This window comes from Bacillus sp. 220_BSPC (genome assembly GCF_001054655.1).
GTDB lineage: Bacteria > Bacillota > Bacilli > Bacillales > DSM-1321 > Peribacillus > Peribacillus frigoritolerans.
Genome location: NZ_JVPL01000005.1, coordinates 30566 through 47383, shown reverse-complemented (window position 1 = coordinate 47383; position 16818 = coordinate 30566). Strand labels below are relative to the sequence as shown.

The following is a 16818-nucleotide window of genomic DNA, read 5'->3' as shown; positions in this document are numbered from 1 at the left end:
CGCTGTGCGCAACAACTGAAAATTAATCCTCTGTAAGAACGCAAACTCAGTATTATATCCCATTATTGACAGGAATACAAAATCTATACAGAAAAATTAAACACGGCGACGTTTTGGTGGACGGCATCCGTTATGTGGAACTGGAGTTACATCTTTAATTGCAGTTACTTCTAGGCCAGCAGCTTGAAGTGCACGAATGGCAGCCTCACGTCCAGCACCAGGTCCTTTAACTGTAACTTCAAGAGTTTTCATACCATGTTCAATTGATGTTTTAGCAGCTGTTTCAGCAGCCATTTGTGCAGCAAATGGAGTGGATTTACGAGATCCACGGAATCCTAGAGCTCCAGCACTTGACCAAGAAATAGCATTACCATGAGAGTCAGTGATCGTAACGATAGTGTTATTGAATGTTGAACGAATATGTGCAATACCAGTTTCTATATTCTTTTTCACACGACGTTTACGTGTATTAGTTTTACGTGCCATGAAAAGTAACCTCCTTTACTAATTATTTTTTCTTGTTAGCTACAGTACGACGAGGTCCTTTACGCGTACGAGCATTGTTTTTTGTATTTTGACCGCGAACAGGAAGACCACGACGGTGACGTAAACCACGGTAAGAACCGATTTCCATTAAACGTTTGATGTTTAGGGAGATTTCACGACGAAGGTCGCCTTCTACTTTAAGCTTGTCAATGATATCACGAATTTTGTTCAATTCGTCTTCCGTTAAGTCACGAACGCGAGTTTCTTCAGAAACGCCTGCTTCTGCAAGAATCTTGATCGCTGTTTGTTTTCCAATACCATATATATATGTTAATGAGATAACAATACGTTTGTCACGGGGAATATCTACTCCAGCAATACGTGCCATGCTTGAGTGCACCTCCTTCTATTTAGCCTTGTTTTTGTTTATGTTTAGGGTTTTCGCAAATAACCATTACTTTACCTTTTCTGCGGATAACTTTACACTTTTCGCAGATTGGTTTGACTGATGGTCTGACTTTCATTGCTATCTAACCTCCTTATACAGATCGGAGCGTAACCGGATTATTTGAACCGGTATGTGATTCTGCCGCGAGTTAGATCATACGGGGAAAGCTCAACCGTAACTTTATCTCCAGGCAAAATGCGAATAAAGTGCATACGAATTTTACCGGATACATGAGCTAAAACAGTATGACCATTTTCTAATTCTACCTTAAACATTGCATTTGGCAAAGTCTCTTGTACTGTGCCTTCTACTTCAATTACATCATCTTTCGCCATTAAAGTGATTCTCCCTTCTCTATGCGTGAACCTATTAAAGGTGCACATCTTTCCGTCAACATTACTACAGTCCAATTATCCTCATAAGTCTTACAATTCTGCATCAAGTATTCACCATTTTGTAGAACCAGGCTTTAACTGAGGACCTTTATCAGTTGGACCGAAATGAGGATTTTATGGGTCCTCATGTAAGTCTTGACCGATTCCGTGACCGACATACTCTCGAAATAGAGAAGCAATTAGTCTCGACATAGGTTTGAATAGCATGGGAGATGTTTGAAAGGCGCACGCCTGACATAGCTTCTTTCAACCCTCTATATCACGACTCTTTAGGAATCCCAATAGAGTCACTGCATTTCTTCATCAATTTTGCCGACCGGATATGTCCATGAAGATCACTTAAAAAGTAATCGCCCAATTCAGGGAATACCAAGTACAAGAACCTGATTAATAAATGTGCGAATGCTCTCGCGAAATCCATTATACCCTTTGTATTATAGGAATGCACCAAGTTTAACTAGTAAGTTATAAAAATGGTATGAATTTCATAAATCAATACATATGATTAATTTTGTAAAGCACCAAGCAACACATCAATATCTTCAAATACCTTATTAATATCTTGCTGTCCGTTAATGTTGACCAAGTAACCTTTGTCTCCGTAGAAATCAAGAAGTGGCTTTGTTTGTTTCAAATTCACATCTAAGCGATTTTGAACCGTTTCAGCATTATCGTCGGCACGTTGATATAATTCTCCGCCGCAGCGGTCGCATACATCATCTTTAGCAGGAGGATTGAATACAAGATGGTATGTCGCACCACATGATTTGCAAATACGACGCCCTGTCAATCTTTCCATTAAGATGCTTTTATCAACATCGATATTAATGACAAAATTCATATTGCGATCTAAATCAGTTAGAATGCTTTCAAGTGCCTCTGCCTGTGCCACAGTACGTGGAAATCCATCAAGCAAAAATCCTCTTAGGCAGTCTTCCTTGCTTAAACGCTCACGTACGATGCCAATGGTAACTTCATCAGGTACCAATTCGCCTTTGTCCATGAATGATTTCGCCTTTAGACCTAAGTCTGTTCCATCTTTGATAGCTGTTCGGAACATATCTCCAGTAGAGATATGAGGGATATTATATTTTTCTACGATTTGTTCAGCTTGAGTGCCTTTACCAGCACCCGGCAGACCCATTAACACTAGATTCAATTTTCTTCCCCCTCAAACTCTATAATGGGTAAAGGGAACAAGCCGTTCCCAAAACTCATTACTTTATAAAGCCTTTATAGTGTCTCTTCACAAGTTGTGATTCCAGCTGCTTCATCGTATCAAGGGCAACCCCGACTACGATCAGCAAACTGGTACCACCAATCTGTGCAGATTGAGGTAGATCAGCAAGCTTAATGAAAAATACCGGTAAAACGGCAATGATGGCCAAGAATATCGAGCCTACAAACGTCAAACGGTATAAAACACGTGTTAAATATTCTTGTGTACTCTTACCTGGACGAATCCCCGGCACATAGCCACCTTGCTTTTTCAAATTCTCAGCCATTTGTTCAGGATTAACCTGAATGAAAGCATAAAAATACGCAAAAGCAATGATAAGAGCAACATATATGATCATACCAATTGGTTTGGTGTAATCAAGATTTGTTGATATCCAGCTAGTCACGCTGTTCTTTCCAAAGAAAGAAGCGATTGTAGTGGGAGTAATAATAAATGCCATTGCAAAGATTACCGGAATAACCCCCGCAGCATTTACTTTCAATGGTAAATGAGTAGACTGGCCACCCATTTGCGTACGACCTACCGCAGCACGTTTCGCATACTGAATAGGAATTTTACGTAATGCCTGCTGAATGAAGATAACAGCAACCACGATTGCTAATACTGCTAAAACTATGAGGATAATCGTTATGATTCGTAAGAATAATTGATCACCGGCATTCTCAAATTGCTGTGCGTAAATCTGATTTGCCGTAGTAGGCAAACTAGCTACGATACCAGCAAAGATAATGATGGAAATCCCATTACCCACACCCTTAGCAGTGATCAGCTCCCCTAACCACAAAAGAAAAGCTGTTCCTGCCGTTAAGACAGTCGCAATAAGCAAGTATGTTGCAATTCCAGGATTTTCAATCAACTGTCCACCTGACATATTATTGAACCCATAGGACATTCCAACTGCTTGGATAAACCCTAGGATAATAGTGAAGTAACGAGTGAATTGCGCTAATTTACGGCGCCCTGCTTCCCCTTGTTTAGACCATTCAGTGAACTTAGGAACAACATCCATCTGTAGCAGCTGAACGATGATGGATGCCGTGATGTACGGCATGATACCCATCGCTAAAATGGAAAAATTTTGCAGCGCCCCGCCGCCAAAGGTATTTAAAAGCCCGATGACGCTCAGCTGGTCCTGTTCAGCGAGAAAATCGGCATTCACATGCGGTACAGGTATAAATGTACCGATGCGATAGACGATTAACATTAGAAGGGTAAAAATAATCTTATTCCTTATTTCACCCACGCGCATAAAATTGGAGATCGTGCGAAACATTAGATCACCTCTGTATTACCGCCAGCAGCTTCGATAGCTTCTTTAGCAGTAGACGAGAATTTGTGAGCTTTAACAGTAAGCTTTTTCTCAATGCTTCCTTTGGCAAGAATCTTGATTCCTGCTTTTTCTTTACTTACAACGCCAGTCTCAAGTAGAAGAGCTGGTGTTACTTCAGTACCGTCTTCGAAAAGATTTAACGTATCAAGGTTCACGATAGCATAGTCTTTACGGTTGATGTTGGTAAATCCACGTTTAGGTAAACGTCTGAATAGAGGAGTTTGACCCCCTTCAAATCCAAGACGCACACCGCCGCCGGAGCGAGCGTTTTGTCCTTTGTGTCCTTTACCTGCTGTTTTACCGTTACCAGATCCAATACCGCGACCTTTACGTTTACGTTCTTTACGAGAACCTTCTGCAGCTTTTAACTCATGAAGTTTCATGTTGGCACCTCCTTGTTAAGTTAAAAATTATTTTATTGTTCTTTTACAGTAACAAGATGAGCAACTTTGGTAATCATACCGCGAATCGCAGGGTTATCTTCTTGAACAACCGTTTGATGCATTTTGCGTAAACCCAAAGTGTTAACTGTAACACGTTGATCTTCAGGACGACCAATCAAGCTGCGAGTGAGGGTGATTTCTAATTTATTAGCCATAATTCGATTTCCCTCCTTATCCTAACAGTTCTTGTACTGATTTTCCACGTAACTTAGCTACGTCTTCAGCACGTTTCAATTGCTTCAATCCTTCAATTGTTGCGCGAACCATATTAATAGGTGTATTAGTACCTAGTGATTTAGACAAGATATCGCTAACTCCGCCTAATTCAAGTACCGCACGAACAGGACCACCAGCAATTACTCCTGTACCTTCAGAAGCTGGTTTCAATAGAATGTGACCTGCGCCATAGCGACCGTTCACAAGGTGAGGAATAGTAGTACCAACCATCGGTACAGTAATTAGATTTTTCTTAGCATCCTCAATAGCTTTACGGATAGCATCCGGAACTTCTTGAGCTTTACCAGTACCAAATCCAACATGACCATTTTTATCACCAACAACAACTAGTGCAGTGAAACGGAAACGACGTCCGCCTTTAACAACTTTAGCTACACGATTTACTGTAACTACGCGTTCTTCAAGTTCTAATTTATTAGGATCAATGCTACGCATCTGTTATGTCCCTCCTTATCCATTAAAATTCTAAGCCGTTTTCACGAGCAGCGTCAGCCAATGCTTTAACACGACCATGGAAGAGGTAACCACCGCGGTCAAAAACCACAGCTTTGAAACCTTTTTCAACAGCACGTTTCGCAATAAGTTCGCCAACTTTTTGAGCTGCTTCAGCATTGCTACCTGCTTCGATACCGATCTCTTTATCAAGAGTTGAAGCACTTGCCAATGTTACGCCTTTTGCATCGTCAATTAATTGTGCGTAAATGTGTTTGTTTGAACGAAACACATTTAAACGAGGACGAGCTTCTGTTCCAGAAAGCTTAGCACGTACACGCGCATGTCTTTTCTGACGAGTAGCATTTTTATCAAGCTTCGTAATCATTTACGTCACTCCTTTCGTTTACTTATGCGGCATTACTTACCTGTTTTACCTTCTTTACGACGAACGAATTCGCCTTCGTAACGGATACCTTTACCTTTATACGGTTCAGGCGGGCGAACATCACGGATATTAGCTGCTAGAGCTCCTACACGTTCTTTGCTTGCACCTTTTACGATTACTTTTGTATTAGAAGGAACTTCGACTTCAACGCCAGCTTCTGGCTCTATTTCTACAGGGTGGGAATATCCTACGTTAAGGATAAGCTTGTTACCTTGCTTTTGTGCACGGTACCCAACCCCAATAAGTTCAAGTGATTTTACGAAACCTGTTGATACACCTTCGATCATGTTAGAGATAAGCGCGCGAGTAGTACCGTGTAAAGAACGGTGAGTCTTCTCGTCAGACGGGCGTGTTACAGTTAACACGTTCTCTTCAACAACGATTGAAAGGTCAGGACTGAATGATCTAGATAATTCACCTTTAGGTCCTTTAACAGTTACTTCACTTCCAGTAACAGTAACTGTTACGCCTGCAGGGATTTCAATAGGTTTTTTACCTATACGAGACATAATGTGCACCTCCATTCTTGTGAAAATGTATTACCAAACGTATGCTAAAACTTCTCCGCCAACTTGTTTAGAGCGAGCTTCTTTGTCTGTTAAAACTCCGTGAGAAGTAGAAACAATTGCGATACCTAAACCGTTAAGAACGCGTGGTACCTCTCCAGTTTTTGCATATACACGCAAACCAGGTTTGCTGATACGTTTTAGACCAGTGATAACACGTTCGTTGTTTGCACCGTATTTTAAGAAGATACGGATGATACCTTGTTTGTTGTCTTCGATTAATTCAAAGTCACGTACGAAGCCTTCACTTTTTAAGATCTCAGCAATTTCCTTTTTGATCTTTGAAGCAGGAACTTCCAGTTTTTCGTGACGAACCATATTCGCATTACGGATGCGAGTAAGCATATCTGCAATAGGATCTGTCATGACCATTATATTTTACCTCCTTCCCAAACTCGGGTTTTACCAGCTAGCTTTTTTAACGCCAGGAATTTGTCCTTTATATGCAAGTTCGCGGAAACAAATACGACAAAGTTTAAATTTACGTAATACAGAATGTGGACGTCCGCAACGTTCGCAACGTGTATATTCTTGTACTTTAAACTTCTGTTCGCGTTTTTGCTTTACGATCATAGACTTTTTAGCCACGATTTCGCCTCCCTTTATTTAGAGATTACTTTTGGAACGGCATTCCAACTTGAGTAAGTAGTTCACGAGCTTCTTCGTCAGTGTTGGCAGTCGTTACGATAACGATGTCCATACCACGAACTTTGCTCACTTTATCGTAATCAATCTCAGGGAAGATAAGTTGTTCTTTAACGCCTAATGTATAATTTCCACGTCCGTCAAAGGATTTCTTTGAAACGCCGCGGAAATCACGTACACGCGGTAAAGATACAGATACTAGCTTATCGAGGAATTGATACATACGCTCACCACGTAGTGTAACTTTCGCTCCGATAGGCATACCTTCACGCAAACGGAAGCCTGCGATTGATTTTTTTGCTTTTGTTATAACTGGTTTTTGACCAGTGATCAATGTAAGTTCTTCAACAGCTGTATCTAAAGCTTTCGAGTTAGAAACTGCGTCACCCACACCCATGTTAATAACGATTTTCTCAATGTTTGGTACTTGCATTACTGATTGATAGTTGAATTTACCCATCAATGACGGTGTAATTTCACTTTTGAATTTTTCTTTAAGGCGGCTCATTGCTTAGTGTACCTCCCTTCATTTATGACTTATTTATCTAAAGATTCACCTGATATTTTAGCTACGCGTACTTTTTTACCATTTTCGATCTTATATCCAACACGAGTCGGTTTACCTGATTTAGGATCAAGTGGCATTACATTGGATACGTGAATAGCAGCTTCTTTACTGATAATTCCACCTTGTGGATTAAGTTGAGATGGCTTTGAATGCTTTTTCACGATGTTAATTCCTTCAACAAGTACACGATTTTGTTTCGGATATGCAGAAAGAATTGTTCCTTGTTTGCCTTTGTCCTTACCAGAGATGACTACGACTTTGTCACCTTTTTTAACATGCATTAGCTTGGCACCTCCTTGAAAGGCTTTATACAAATTTTACATATTATAGAACTTCTGGAGCAAGAGAAACGATCTTCATGAAACTATTGTCACGTAATTCACGAGCAACAGGTCCAAAAATACGTGTTCCACGTGGGCTCTTATCGTCACGGATAATTACACATGCGTTTTCATCGAAACGAATGTAAGAACCGTCAGGACGACGCATACCACGTTTTGTACGGACAACAACAGCCTTAACGACTTCACCTTTTTTAACAACGCCTCCTGGTGTTGCCTGTTTAACTGTACAAACGATGATATCACCGATGTTTGCAGTTTTACGGCCTGAACCACCTAGGACTTTAATTGTTAGCACTTCACGAGCACCTGAATTGTCAGCGACTTTTAAACGAGATTCTTGTTGAATCATGTACGGTACCTCCCTTCGGAATTAGCTTAATCCGAACTAGATTAAATGATTACTGCTTTTTCTACTACTTCTACAAGACGGAAGCGTTTTGTAGCTGAAAGTGGACGAGTTTCCATGATACGTACTACGTCGCCTGCTTTAGCTTCGTTTAGCTCGTCATGAGCTTTAAACTTTTTAGAGTATTTCACGCGTTTACCGTATAAAGAATGCTTTTTATAGGTCTCTACAACAACTGTAACTGTTTTATCCATTTTGTCGGATACTACGCGTCCAGTGTAGATTTTGCGTTGGTTGCGTTCGCTCATTCTGCAAACCTCCATTCATTATCGATTAGTGACACCGATTTCTCTTTGACGAACAACTGTTTTCATACGAGCAATCGATTTGCGAACTTCACGGATGCGAGCTGTATTTTCAAGTTGTCCAGTAGCTAACTGGAAACGAAGATTAAATAGTTCTTCTTTAAGAGATTTTAGTTTTTGTTCAATTTCAGCAGTGGTTAGATCTTTGATTTCATTAGCTTTCATTTGTTTCACCACCAATTTCCTCTCTTTTTACAAACTTGCATTTGATTGGAAGTTTGTGTGCTGCAAGGCGCAATGCTTCTCTTGCCACCTCTTCAGATACACCAGAGATTTCAAACATAACTTTGCCCGGTTTAACAACTGCTACCCAACCTTCAGGAGCACCTTTACCGGAACCCATCCGTACTTCAAGCGGCTTAGCTGTGTAAGGTTTGCTTGGGAAGATTTTGATCCAAACTTTCCCTCCACGTTTCATATAACGAGTCATCGCAATACGAGCTGCTTCGATTTGACGGTTCGTGATCCAGGAAGCTTCTTGAGCTTGAAGTCCAAATTCTCCGAAGTGAACTTCAGTGCCGCCCTTAGCCATCCCTCTCATCTTACCGCGGTGTTCACGACGGTATTTTACGCGTTTTGGCAATAACATATTATTTTCCTCCTTCCTCAGATTTCTTCTTAGTAGGAAGAACTTCTCCACGGTAGATCCAAACTTTCACGCCTAGCTTACCGTAAGTAGTATCTGCTTCAGCATGAGCATAGTCTATGTCTGCACGAAGTGTGTGAAGTGGAACTGTTCCTTCGCTGTAATGTTCAGCACGAGCAATATCAGCACCGCCAAGACGACCAGAAACTTGAGTTTTGATTCCTTTTGCTCCAGAACGCATAGTACGTTGGATAGCTTGCTTTTGAGCACGACGGAATGAAACACGGTTTTCTAATTGACGAGCGATGTTTTCAGCAACCAATTTTGCGTCAAGATCTGCTCTTTTAATTTCGATGATATTGATATGAACTCTTTTGCCAGTCAACTGGTTCAAAGCTTTACGAAGTGCTTCGACCTCAGTACCGCCTTTACCGATAACCATTCCTGGTTTAGCAGTGTGGACAGATACATTGATACGGTTAGCTGCACGCTCGATTTCAACTTTTGAAACAGAAGCATCATTTAGACGTTTCGCGATATATTCACGAACTTTGATGTCTTCATGCAAAAGAACTGCGTAGTCTTTATCAGCGTACCATTTGGATTCCCAGTCACGGATTATCCCGATACGCATACCGATTGGATTTACCTTTTGACCCACAGATTACCCCTCCTTCTTTTCTGATACAACGATTGTAATATGACTAGTACGTTTGTTAATTGCACTCGCACGACCTTGAGCGCGAGGACGGAAACGTTTTAATGTTGGTCCTTCATTAACGTATGCTTCTGAAACGACTAGGTTATTAATATCCATTTCGTAGTTATGTTCTGCATTTGCGATAGCAGATTTCAGAATTTTTTCTACGACTGGAGAAGCAGATTTTGGTGTTAAGCGAAGAATCGCTACTGCTTCACCTACTTGTTTTCCTCGAATTAAATCTGCGACTAAACGCACTTTACGAGGAGCAATACGAACTGTTTTAGCGACAGCTTTAGCTTGCATGAGATGCCCTCCTCTCATTAACGTCTTGTTTTCTTGTCATCACTTGCGTGACCTTTATAAGTGCGTGTAGGCGCGAATTCGCCTAGTTTGTGACCTACCATATCTTCTGTTACATAAACCGGCACGTGCTTACGACCGTCATAAACGGCGATTGTGTGTCCGATGAATTGCGGGAAGATTGTTGAGCGACGAGACCAAGTTTTTACTACCTGTTTCTTGTCAGCTTCATTTAATTTTTCAACTTTTACCAATAAATGATCATCAACAAAAGGCCCTTTTTTTAAGCTACGACCCATGCGAGTACCTCCCTTCGTGACTGTTCTACGGTTCTATATATGAACCGTAGCTCAATCCCGTTATTTTTTACGACGACGTACGATAAATTTATCGGATTTATTTTTCTTCTTACGAGTTTTGAATCCAAGAGTAGGTTTACCCCATGGAGACATTGGTGATTTACGTCCGATTGGCGCTTTACCTTCACCACCACCGTGTGGGTGATCATTCGGGTTCATTACAGATCCACGAACTGTTGGGCGTTTACCTAACCAACGGTTACGGCCAGCTTTACCAATGTTGATAAGTTCATGTTGTTCATTACCGACTTGACCGATTGAAGCACGGCAAGTAGCAAGAATCATACGAACCTCACCTGAGTTTAAACGTACAAGTACATAACGGCCTTCTTTACCAAGTACTTGAGCAGATGTACCTGCTGAACGGACTAATTGTCCACCTTTTCCTGGTTTAAGCTCGATGTTATGAATTACTGTACCAACTGGGATGTTAATAAGAGGAAGTGCGTTACCCACTTTGATGTCAGCTTCTGGACCTGACATAACTTCCAAACCTACTTCTAGGTTTTTCGGAGCTAGGATATAACGTTTTTCTCCATCAACGTAATTAATTAATGCAATGTTTGCAGAACGATTTGGATCGTACTCAATAGTAGCAACGCGTCCTGGTATACCATCTTTATTCCGTTTGAAATCGATGATACGGTATTGACGCTTGTGGCCGCCACCTTGATGACGAACTGTTAACTTACCTTGGTTATTACGGCCGCCTTTGCTGTGTAAAGGAGCAAGTAATGATTTTTCCGGTTTGTCTGTAGTGATCTCAGCAAAATCGGAAGTTGTCATATTACGTCGACCGTTAGAGGTAGGTTTATACTTCTTAATCGCCATTTGTATTTCCCTCCTTCTCTAATGAATTAAGCCTCGAATAGCTCGATTTCTTTGCTGTCAGCAGTTAATTTAACAATAGCTTTACGGCGCTTGTTAGTATAGCCTGCATGTTTGCCCATGCGTTTGAATTTACCTTTGTAGTTCATGATGTTTACTTTCTCAACTTTAACGCCGAAAATTTCTTGAACAGCATCTTTAACTTGAGTTTTATTAGCTCTAACATCAACTTCAAAAGTATATTTCTTTTCAGCCATTATGTCTGAAGAGCGTTCAGTGATTACGGGGCGCTTAATGATATCGCGTGCATCCATTATGCAAGCACCTCCTCTACTTTTTCGACAGCTGATTTAGTCAAGATCAATTTGTTGTGTGAAACAACATCAAGAACATTAAGACCATCAGCTTCAACTACAGTAACACCAGGGATGTTACGTGCAGAAAGAGCAACTTTCTCATCTAAACCGTCAGTAACGACTAACGTTTTAGTATCTACAGAAAGGTTTTTAAGTACCGCTACAAACTCTTTTGTTTTTGGAGCTTCGAAAGACAAGCTTTCAAGTACCAAAATGTTCTCTTCCAATGCCTTTGCAGACAATGCAGATTTAATAGCTAAACGACGTACCTTTTTAGGTAGCTTGTAAGCGTAAGATCTTGGAGTTGGTCCAAAAACAACGCCACCGCCACGCCATTGTGGAGAACGGATAGAACCTTGACGCGCACGTCCAGTTCCTTTTTGTTTCCAAGGTTTACGTCCACCGCCTGCAACTTCAGAACGGTTTTTAACTTTATGAGTTCCTTGACGTAAGGAAGCTCGTTGCATGATGATTGCTTCAAATAATACGTGATTATTAGGTTCGATACCAAAGATGGATTCATTTAGTTCGATGTCGCCAACTTGTGAACCTGTTTGGTTGAACAATGTAACTTTTGGCATTCTATTGCTCCTCCTTTCTCAGAAATTACTTTGCTTTAACAGCAGATTTAACTTTGATCAATGCTTTTCTAGCACCAGGTACATTACCTTTGATCAATAGTAGGTTACGTTCAACATCAACTTTAACGATAGCTAAGTTTTGAACAGTGATTTGATCTCCACCCATACGTCCTGGTAAAAGTTTACCTTTGAATACGCGGTTTGGAGCTACAGGACCCATTGAACCTGGGCGACGGTGGTAACGAGAACCATGAGACATAGGTCCGCGAGATTGTCCATGACGCTTGATAGAGCCTTGGAAACCTTTACCTTTTGAAATTCCTGATACATCTACTAAATCGCCTTCAGCGAAAATACTAACATTGACTTCTTGACCGATCTCATATTCAGTAAGATCCGTTCCGCGGAATTCGCGAATGAAGCGCTTAGGAGTAGTATTTGCTTTTTCAACATGGCCCTTTTCAGGTTTGTTAGAAAGCTTTTCACGTTTGTTTTCAAAACCAACTTGAACTGCTTCATAGCCATCAGTTTCAACAGTTTTCTTTTGAAGAACCACGTTATTAGCAGCTTCGATAACTGTTACCGGAATAAGTTCACCATTTTCAGCAAAAACTTGAGTCATACCGATTTTTCTTCCTAAGATTCCTTTGGTCATAAGTCACACCTCCTAGAGTAATTGTTCATATTTATATGAATTATAATTTGATTTCAATGTCAACGCCTGATGGTAGATCTAAACGCATCAATGAATCAACTGTTTGTGGAGTTGGGTTAACGATGTCGATTAGACGTTTATGCGTACGCATTTCGAATTGTTCACGAGAATCTTTGTATTTATGAACCGCACGTAGGATCGTGTATACCGATCTTTCAGTAGGTAATGGAATCGGACCAGATACAGCCGCACCAGAACGTTTTGCAGTTTCAACAATTTTCTCAGCAGATTGATCAAGGATTCTGTGATCATATGCTTTTAAACGGATACGAATTTTTTGTTTTGCCATAATTTTCCCTCCTTTTCGCCTATTTTAAAATAGACCTTCTCAATGGAAATTTCCCACACACTCGCCATGGCAAAGCGGCCGGGTGTGTCAGCAACCTTCCATATCATCGCAGTCAAAGACCAACATTGTCTATTATACATATAACACAAGTGAAATGCAAGTCAAACTTAGATTTTTCTTGTGCAACACACTTTTATTATTATACATACTATCACAAGTATTTACAAGTACATTCTACGTGGTCTTTCATATCCATTTTCTTCATTTGGAATTATCGAGAAACCCATTAAATAAACTCCAGTTATAATAGAAGAAAGAATGAATATTCTTTACAAATAGAAAAGAAGCAGATGGCGTCCCATCTGCTTCTTCCGGAAGGCGTCCCTTCCAATATTGTTTTATCAATCAATTATTCTTGGATTGTAGCAACTACGCCAGCGCCTACAGTACGTCCACCCTCACGGATAGAGAATTTAGTACCTTCTTCGATAGCGATTGGAGCGATAAGTTCTACAGTCATTTCGATGTTGTCTCCAGGCATAACCATTTCTACGCCTTCAGGAAGGTTACAAATACCAGTTACGTCAGTTGTACGGAAGTAGAACTGAGGACGGTAGTTTGTAAAGAATGGAGTGTGACGTCCACCTTCTTCTTTAGAAAGAACATAAACTTCAGCTTTGAACTTTGTGTGTGGAGTGATAGTGCTTGGTTTAGCAAGAACTTGTCCACGTTGGATATCTTCACGGGATACACCACGAAGAAGTGCACCGATGTTGTCACCAGCTTCAGCATAGTCAAGAAGTTTACGGAACATTTCAACACCAGTTACAGTTGTTGGTTTAGACTCTTCGTTGAAACCGATGATGTCAACAACGTCACCGACTTTAACTTGTCCACGCTCAACACGGCCAGTTGCAACTGTTCCACGACCAGTGATTGAGAATACATCCTCAACTGGCATCATGAATGGCTTGTCAGTGTCACGAGTTGGTTCTGGGATGTACTCGTCAACAGCTGTCATTAATTCATGGATTTTTTCTTCCCAAGCAGCGTCTCCTTGAAGAGCTTTTAGGGCAGATCCTTTGATAACTGGAATGTCATCGCCAGGGAATTCGTATTCAGATAGAAGATCACGGATTTCCATTTCTACTAATTCAAGAAGTTCTTCGTCATCTACCATGTCGCATTTGTTCATGAATACTACTAGGTATGGTACACCTACTTGACGAGAAAGAAGGATGTGCTCACGAGTTTGTGGCATTGGGCCATCAGCAGCAGATACTACTAGGATTCCGCCGTCCATTTGTGCAGCACCTGTGATCATGTTTTTAACATAGTCAGCATGTCCTGGGCAGTCAACGTGTGCATAGTGACGAGTAGCTGTTTCGTACTCAACGTGTGCAGTAGAGATTGTGATACCACGTTCTCTTTCTTCTGGAGCACCATCGATTTGGTCATAAGCGCGAGCTTCTGCTCCACCAGATTTAGCAAGTACAGTTGTGATTGCAGCAGTTAGAGTTGTTTTACCATGGTCAACGTGACCAATTGTTCCAACGTTAACGTGCGGTTTTGAACGATCAAATTTAGCTTTTCCCATTAGGAATTCCTCCTTAAAATTATAAATAAAAAATTAAGTATATAGGGGCTGTGAAAGAAGACTAATTCTTCCATCACAGCTTACATAAGATAGTTATACTTTAATAAGAGATGAAAATCAATTATTCACCTTTATTTTTTTTGATGATTTCTTCAGAAATGCTCTTAGGTACTTCTTCATAATGATCGAAGTGCATAGAGAATGTTCCGCGTCCTTGAGTGTTAGAACGTAAAGATGTAGCATATCCGAACATTTCAGATAGTGGTACCATCGCTTTAACCATTTGCGTGTTACCGCGAGCTTCCATACCTTCTACACGACCACGACGAGATGTGATATCTCCCATGATGTCGCCTAGGTAATCTTCTGGAATAACTACTTCCACTTTCATGATCGGTTCAAGGATGACAGGACTACATTTAGATGCTGCATTTTTAAGAGCCATAGATGCAGCAATTTTAAATGCCATTTCGTTGGAGTCAACGTCATGGTAAGATCCGTCGAATAATTTAGCTTTGATGTCGACTAGCGGGTAACCAGCAAGTACACCACGGTCAAGTGAATCAACTAATCCAGCTTGTACAGCAGGGATATATTCACGTGGTACTACACCACCGACGATAGCATTTTCAAATTCGAATCCTTTACCTTCTTCGTTTGGACCAAATTCGATCCATACGTGTCCGAATTGTCCACGACCACCAGATTGGCGAACGAATTTACCTTCAACTTTAGCTGAACCACGGAAAGTTTCACGGTATGCTACTTGAGGAGCACCAACGTTTGCTTCCACTTTGAATTCGCGACGCATACGGTCAACAAGGATGTCCAAGTGAAGTTCTCCCATACCAGCGATGATCGTTTGACCAGTTTCTTGGTCAGTATGCGCACGGAATGTTGGATCTTCATCTTGAAGCTTTTGTAAAGCTTGAGACATTTTGTCTTGGTCTGCTTTTGATTTCGGTTCAACGGATAGAGAGATAACTGGCTCTGGGAATACCATGGACTCAAGAATTACTTGGTTCTTGTCATCACATAGAGTATCTCCAGTTGTAGTATCTTTCAAACCAACGGCTGCTGCGATATCTCCTGCATATACAGTAGAAATTTCTTCACGGCTGTTTGCGTGCATTTGAAGGATACGTCCAATACGCTCACGTTTTCCTTTAGTTGAGTTGATTACATATGATCCAGATTCTAGTGTACCAGAGTACACACGGAAGAATGTAAGTTTACCAACGTAAGGGTCAGTCATAACTTTAAACGCTAAAGCAGAGAACGGTTCAGAATCATCTGAATGACGTTCAACTTCATCTTCTGAATCCGGTAATGTACCTTTGATAGCAGGTACATCCAATGGAGAAGGAAGGAAGTCGATAACGTTATCAAGCATTAATTGAACACCTTTGTTTTTGAAAGCCGATCCGCAGATAACTGGGAAGAATTCAACATTAACGGTTGCTGTACGGATAGCTGCTTTCAATTCAGCAATGCTGATTTCTTCGCCGCCAAGGTATTTTTCCATTAAGTCTTCATTAACTTCTGCTACTGCTTCAATTAACTTTTCACGGTATTCTTCAGCTAATTCCCGATGTTCTTCAGGAATTTCACCGATAGTGATATCAGTTCCTAGGTCATTACCGTAGAAATGAGTTTTCATTTCAATAAGGTCAATGATTGCAGAGAATTGATCTTCTGCACCAATTGGTAACTGAACTGGGTGAGCGTTAGCTTGTAAACGATCGTGGATAGTTCCAACTGAATACAAGAAGTCTGCACCGATTTTGTCCATTTTATTTACGAATACGACACGTGGTACACCGTAAGTTGTAGCTTGGCGCCAAACCGTTTCAGTTTGAGGCTCAACACCTGATTGGGCATCAAGTACAGCTACAGCTCCATCAAGTACGCGCAAAGAACGTTCAACTTCAACTGTGAAGTCTACGTGTCCCGGTGTATCGATGATGTTTACACGGTGACCTTTCCACTGCGCAGTTGTTGCAGCGGAAGTGATCGTGATTCCGCGTTCTTGTTCCTGTTCCATCCAGTCCATTTGTGAAGCACCTTCGTGCGTTTCACCGATTTTGTGGATTTTACCAGTATAATATAGAACACGTTCTGTTGTTGTCGTTTTACCAGCATCGATGTGAGCCATGATACCGATATTACGAGTGTTTGCTAAGGAGAACTCTCTTGCCATTTGTCTTTCTC

The 16818-nt window shown here is 40.9% G+C and carries 29 protein-coding genes and 1 pseudogene; all 30 read right to left on the bottom strand.

Features of this window, described 5'->3' with window-relative positions; all coding sequences use genetic code 11:
- Window positions 1–96: 96 nt before the first annotated feature.
- Window positions 97–486 carry a 30S ribosomal protein S11 gene (gene rpsK / locus ADA55_RS00475; protein ID WP_028390438.1) on the bottom strand — a complete coding sequence of 130 codons (390 nt, stop codon included), beginning with the start codon at window positions 484–486 and terminating at the stop codon, window positions 97–99.
- A gap of 22 nt (window positions 487–508) precedes the next feature.
- The gene (gene rpsM, locus ADA55_RS00470; RefSeq protein WP_034304978.1) at window positions 509–874 is read right to left on the bottom strand and encodes a 30S ribosomal protein S13; all 366 of its coding nucleotides are present in this window, start codon (window positions 872–874) and stop codon (window positions 509–511) included.
- Window positions 875–896: 22 nt separating this feature from the next.
- Window positions 897–1010, bottom strand: a complete 114-nt coding sequence (gene rpmJ / locus ADA55_RS00465) for a 50S ribosomal protein L36 (RefSeq protein ID WP_003156543.1) — start codon at window positions 1008–1010, stop codon at window positions 897–899.
- Window positions 1011–1050: 40 nt separating this feature from the next.
- Window positions 1051–1269 (bottom strand): translation initiation factor IF-1, encoded by a 219-nt coding sequence (gene infA / locus ADA55_RS00460; RefSeq protein WP_028390440.1) that lies wholly within the window; start codon window positions 1267–1269, stop codon window positions 1051–1053.
- A 42-nt stretch (window positions 1270–1311) separates the two neighbouring features.
- Window positions 1312–1763, bottom strand: a pseudogene (locus ADA55_RS30195) (M24 family metallopeptidase); the annotation flags it as partial.
- 71 nt (window positions 1764–1834) lie between these two features.
- Window positions 1835–2488 (bottom strand): adenylate kinase, encoded by a 654-nt coding sequence (locus tag ADA55_RS00455; RefSeq protein WP_048677894.1) that lies wholly within the window; start codon window positions 2486–2488, stop codon window positions 1835–1837.
- A 58-nt stretch (window positions 2489–2546) separates the two neighbouring features.
- Entirely contained in the window at window positions 2547–3842 is a 1296-nt protein-coding gene (gene secY, locus ADA55_RS00450) for a preprotein translocase subunit SecY (protein ID WP_034304981.1), read from the bottom strand.
- Window positions 3842–4282, bottom strand: a complete 441-nt coding sequence (gene rplO / locus ADA55_RS00445; RefSeq protein WP_034304982.1) for a 50S ribosomal protein L15 — start codon at window positions 4280–4282, stop codon at window positions 3842–3844. The genes secY and rplO overlap by 1 nt, the downstream gene beginning before the upstream one ends.
- 32 nt (window positions 4283–4314) lie before the next feature.
- Entirely contained in the window at window positions 4315–4497 is a 183-nt protein-coding gene (gene rpmD / locus ADA55_RS00440; RefSeq protein ID WP_034304984.1) for a 50S ribosomal protein L30, read from the bottom strand.
- A gap of 16 nt (window positions 4498–4513) precedes the next feature.
- Window positions 4514–5014 (bottom strand): 30S ribosomal protein S5, encoded by a 501-nt coding sequence (gene rpsE / locus ADA55_RS00435; protein WP_034304987.1) that lies wholly within the window; start codon window positions 5012–5014, stop codon window positions 4514–4516.
- A gap of 22 nt (window positions 5015–5036) precedes the next feature.
- The gene (gene rplR / locus ADA55_RS00430; RefSeq protein ID WP_034304989.1) at window positions 5037–5399 is read right to left on the bottom strand and encodes a 50S ribosomal protein L18; all 363 of its coding nucleotides are present in this window, start codon (window positions 5397–5399) and stop codon (window positions 5037–5039) included.
- 32 nt (window positions 5400–5431) lie between these two features.
- Window positions 5432–5968 (bottom strand): 50S ribosomal protein L6, encoded by a 537-nt coding sequence (gene rplF, locus ADA55_RS00425; RefSeq protein WP_048677892.1) that lies wholly within the window; start codon window positions 5966–5968, stop codon window positions 5432–5434.
- Window positions 5969–5998: 30 nt separating this feature from the next.
- Window positions 5999–6397: a 30S ribosomal protein S8 gene (gene rpsH, locus ADA55_RS00420; RefSeq protein WP_034304995.1), complete on the bottom strand. Its 399-nt coding sequence runs from the start codon at window positions 6395–6397 to the stop codon at window positions 5999–6001.
- Window positions 6398–6427: 30 nt separating this feature from the next.
- Entirely contained in the window at window positions 6428–6613 is a 186-nt protein-coding gene (locus ADA55_RS00415) for a type Z 30S ribosomal protein S14 (protein ID WP_034304998.1), read from the bottom strand.
- 25 nt (window positions 6614–6638) lie between these two features.
- A complete protein-coding gene (gene rplE, locus ADA55_RS00410; protein ID WP_048677889.1) occupies window positions 6639–7178 on the bottom strand; it encodes a 50S ribosomal protein L5 in 540 nt (179 codons plus the stop codon).
- Between the two features lie 29 nt (window positions 7179–7207).
- Window positions 7208–7519 carry a 50S ribosomal protein L24 gene (gene rplX / locus ADA55_RS00405; protein ID WP_034305002.1) on the bottom strand — a complete coding sequence of 104 codons (312 nt, stop codon included), beginning with the start codon at window positions 7517–7519 and terminating at the stop codon, window positions 7208–7210.
- Between the two features lie 43 nt (window positions 7520–7562).
- Window positions 7563–7931, bottom strand: a complete 369-nt coding sequence (gene rplN / locus ADA55_RS00400) for a 50S ribosomal protein L14 (RefSeq protein WP_034305005.1) — start codon at window positions 7929–7931, stop codon at window positions 7563–7565.
- A gap of 41 nt (window positions 7932–7972) precedes the next feature.
- Window positions 7973–8236 (bottom strand): 30S ribosomal protein S17, encoded by a 264-nt coding sequence (rpsQ, locus tag ADA55_RS00395; protein WP_048677887.1) that lies wholly within the window; start codon window positions 8234–8236, stop codon window positions 7973–7975.
- A gap of 18 nt (window positions 8237–8254) precedes the next feature.
- Window positions 8255–8458 carry a 50S ribosomal protein L29 gene (rpmC, locus tag ADA55_RS00390; RefSeq protein WP_034305010.1) on the bottom strand — a complete coding sequence of 68 codons (204 nt, stop codon included), beginning with the start codon at window positions 8456–8458 and terminating at the stop codon, window positions 8255–8257.
- Window positions 8448–8882, bottom strand: coding sequence for a 50S ribosomal protein L16 (gene rplP, locus ADA55_RS00385; protein ID WP_034305012.1), 435 nt, complete (start codon window positions 8880–8882; stop codon window positions 8448–8450). Before rplP ends, rpmC begins: the two co-directional genes overlap by 11 nt.
- 1 nt (window position 8883) lies before the next feature.
- Window positions 8884–9540, bottom strand: coding sequence for a 30S ribosomal protein S3 (rpsC, locus tag ADA55_RS00380; protein WP_034305014.1), 657 nt, complete (start codon window positions 9538–9540; stop codon window positions 8884–8886).
- A gap of 3 nt (window positions 9541–9543) precedes the next feature.
- Entirely contained in the window at window positions 9544–9885 is a 342-nt protein-coding gene (rplV, locus tag ADA55_RS00375; RefSeq protein WP_034305017.1) for a 50S ribosomal protein L22, read from the bottom strand.
- Window positions 9886–9902: 17 nt separating this feature from the next.
- A complete protein-coding gene (gene rpsS / locus ADA55_RS00370; protein WP_034305018.1) occupies window positions 9903–10181 on the bottom strand; it encodes a 30S ribosomal protein S19 in 279 nt (92 codons plus the stop codon).
- 60 nt (window positions 10182–10241) lie between these two features.
- On the bottom strand, window positions 10242–11072 hold the full coding sequence (gene rplB, locus ADA55_RS00365) for a 50S ribosomal protein L2 (RefSeq protein ID WP_034305021.1): 831 nt from the start codon (window positions 11070–11072) through the stop codon (window positions 10242–10244).
- A 26-nt stretch (window positions 11073–11098) separates the two neighbouring features.
- A complete protein-coding gene (gene rplW, locus ADA55_RS00360) occupies window positions 11099–11386 on the bottom strand; it encodes a 50S ribosomal protein L23 (protein WP_170946989.1) in 288 nt (95 codons plus the stop codon).
- A complete protein-coding gene (gene rplD / locus ADA55_RS00355) occupies window positions 11383–12006 on the bottom strand; it encodes a 50S ribosomal protein L4 (RefSeq protein ID WP_034305025.1) in 624 nt (207 codons plus the stop codon). The genes rplW and rplD overlap by 4 nt, the downstream gene beginning before the upstream one ends.
- 25 nt (window positions 12007–12031) lie before the next feature.
- On the bottom strand, window positions 12032–12661 hold the full coding sequence (rplC, locus tag ADA55_RS00350) for a 50S ribosomal protein L3 (protein ID WP_048677885.1): 630 nt from the start codon (window positions 12659–12661) through the stop codon (window positions 12032–12034).
- Window positions 12662–12701: 40 nt separating this feature from the next.
- Window positions 12702–13010 (bottom strand): 30S ribosomal protein S10, encoded by a 309-nt coding sequence (gene rpsJ / locus ADA55_RS00345; RefSeq protein WP_019244375.1) that lies wholly within the window; start codon window positions 13008–13010, stop codon window positions 12702–12704.
- Between the two features lie 409 nt (window positions 13011–13419).
- Window positions 13420–14607: an elongation factor Tu gene (tuf, locus tag ADA55_RS00340; RefSeq protein ID WP_048677883.1), complete on the bottom strand. Its 1188-nt coding sequence runs from the start codon at window positions 14605–14607 to the stop codon at window positions 13420–13422.
- Between the two features lie 121 nt (window positions 14608–14728).
- Window positions 14729–16807: an elongation factor G gene (gene fusA, locus ADA55_RS00335; RefSeq protein ID WP_048677880.1), complete on the bottom strand. Its 2079-nt coding sequence runs from the start codon at window positions 16805–16807 to the stop codon at window positions 14729–14731.
- Window positions 16808–16818 lie beyond the last annotated feature (11 nt).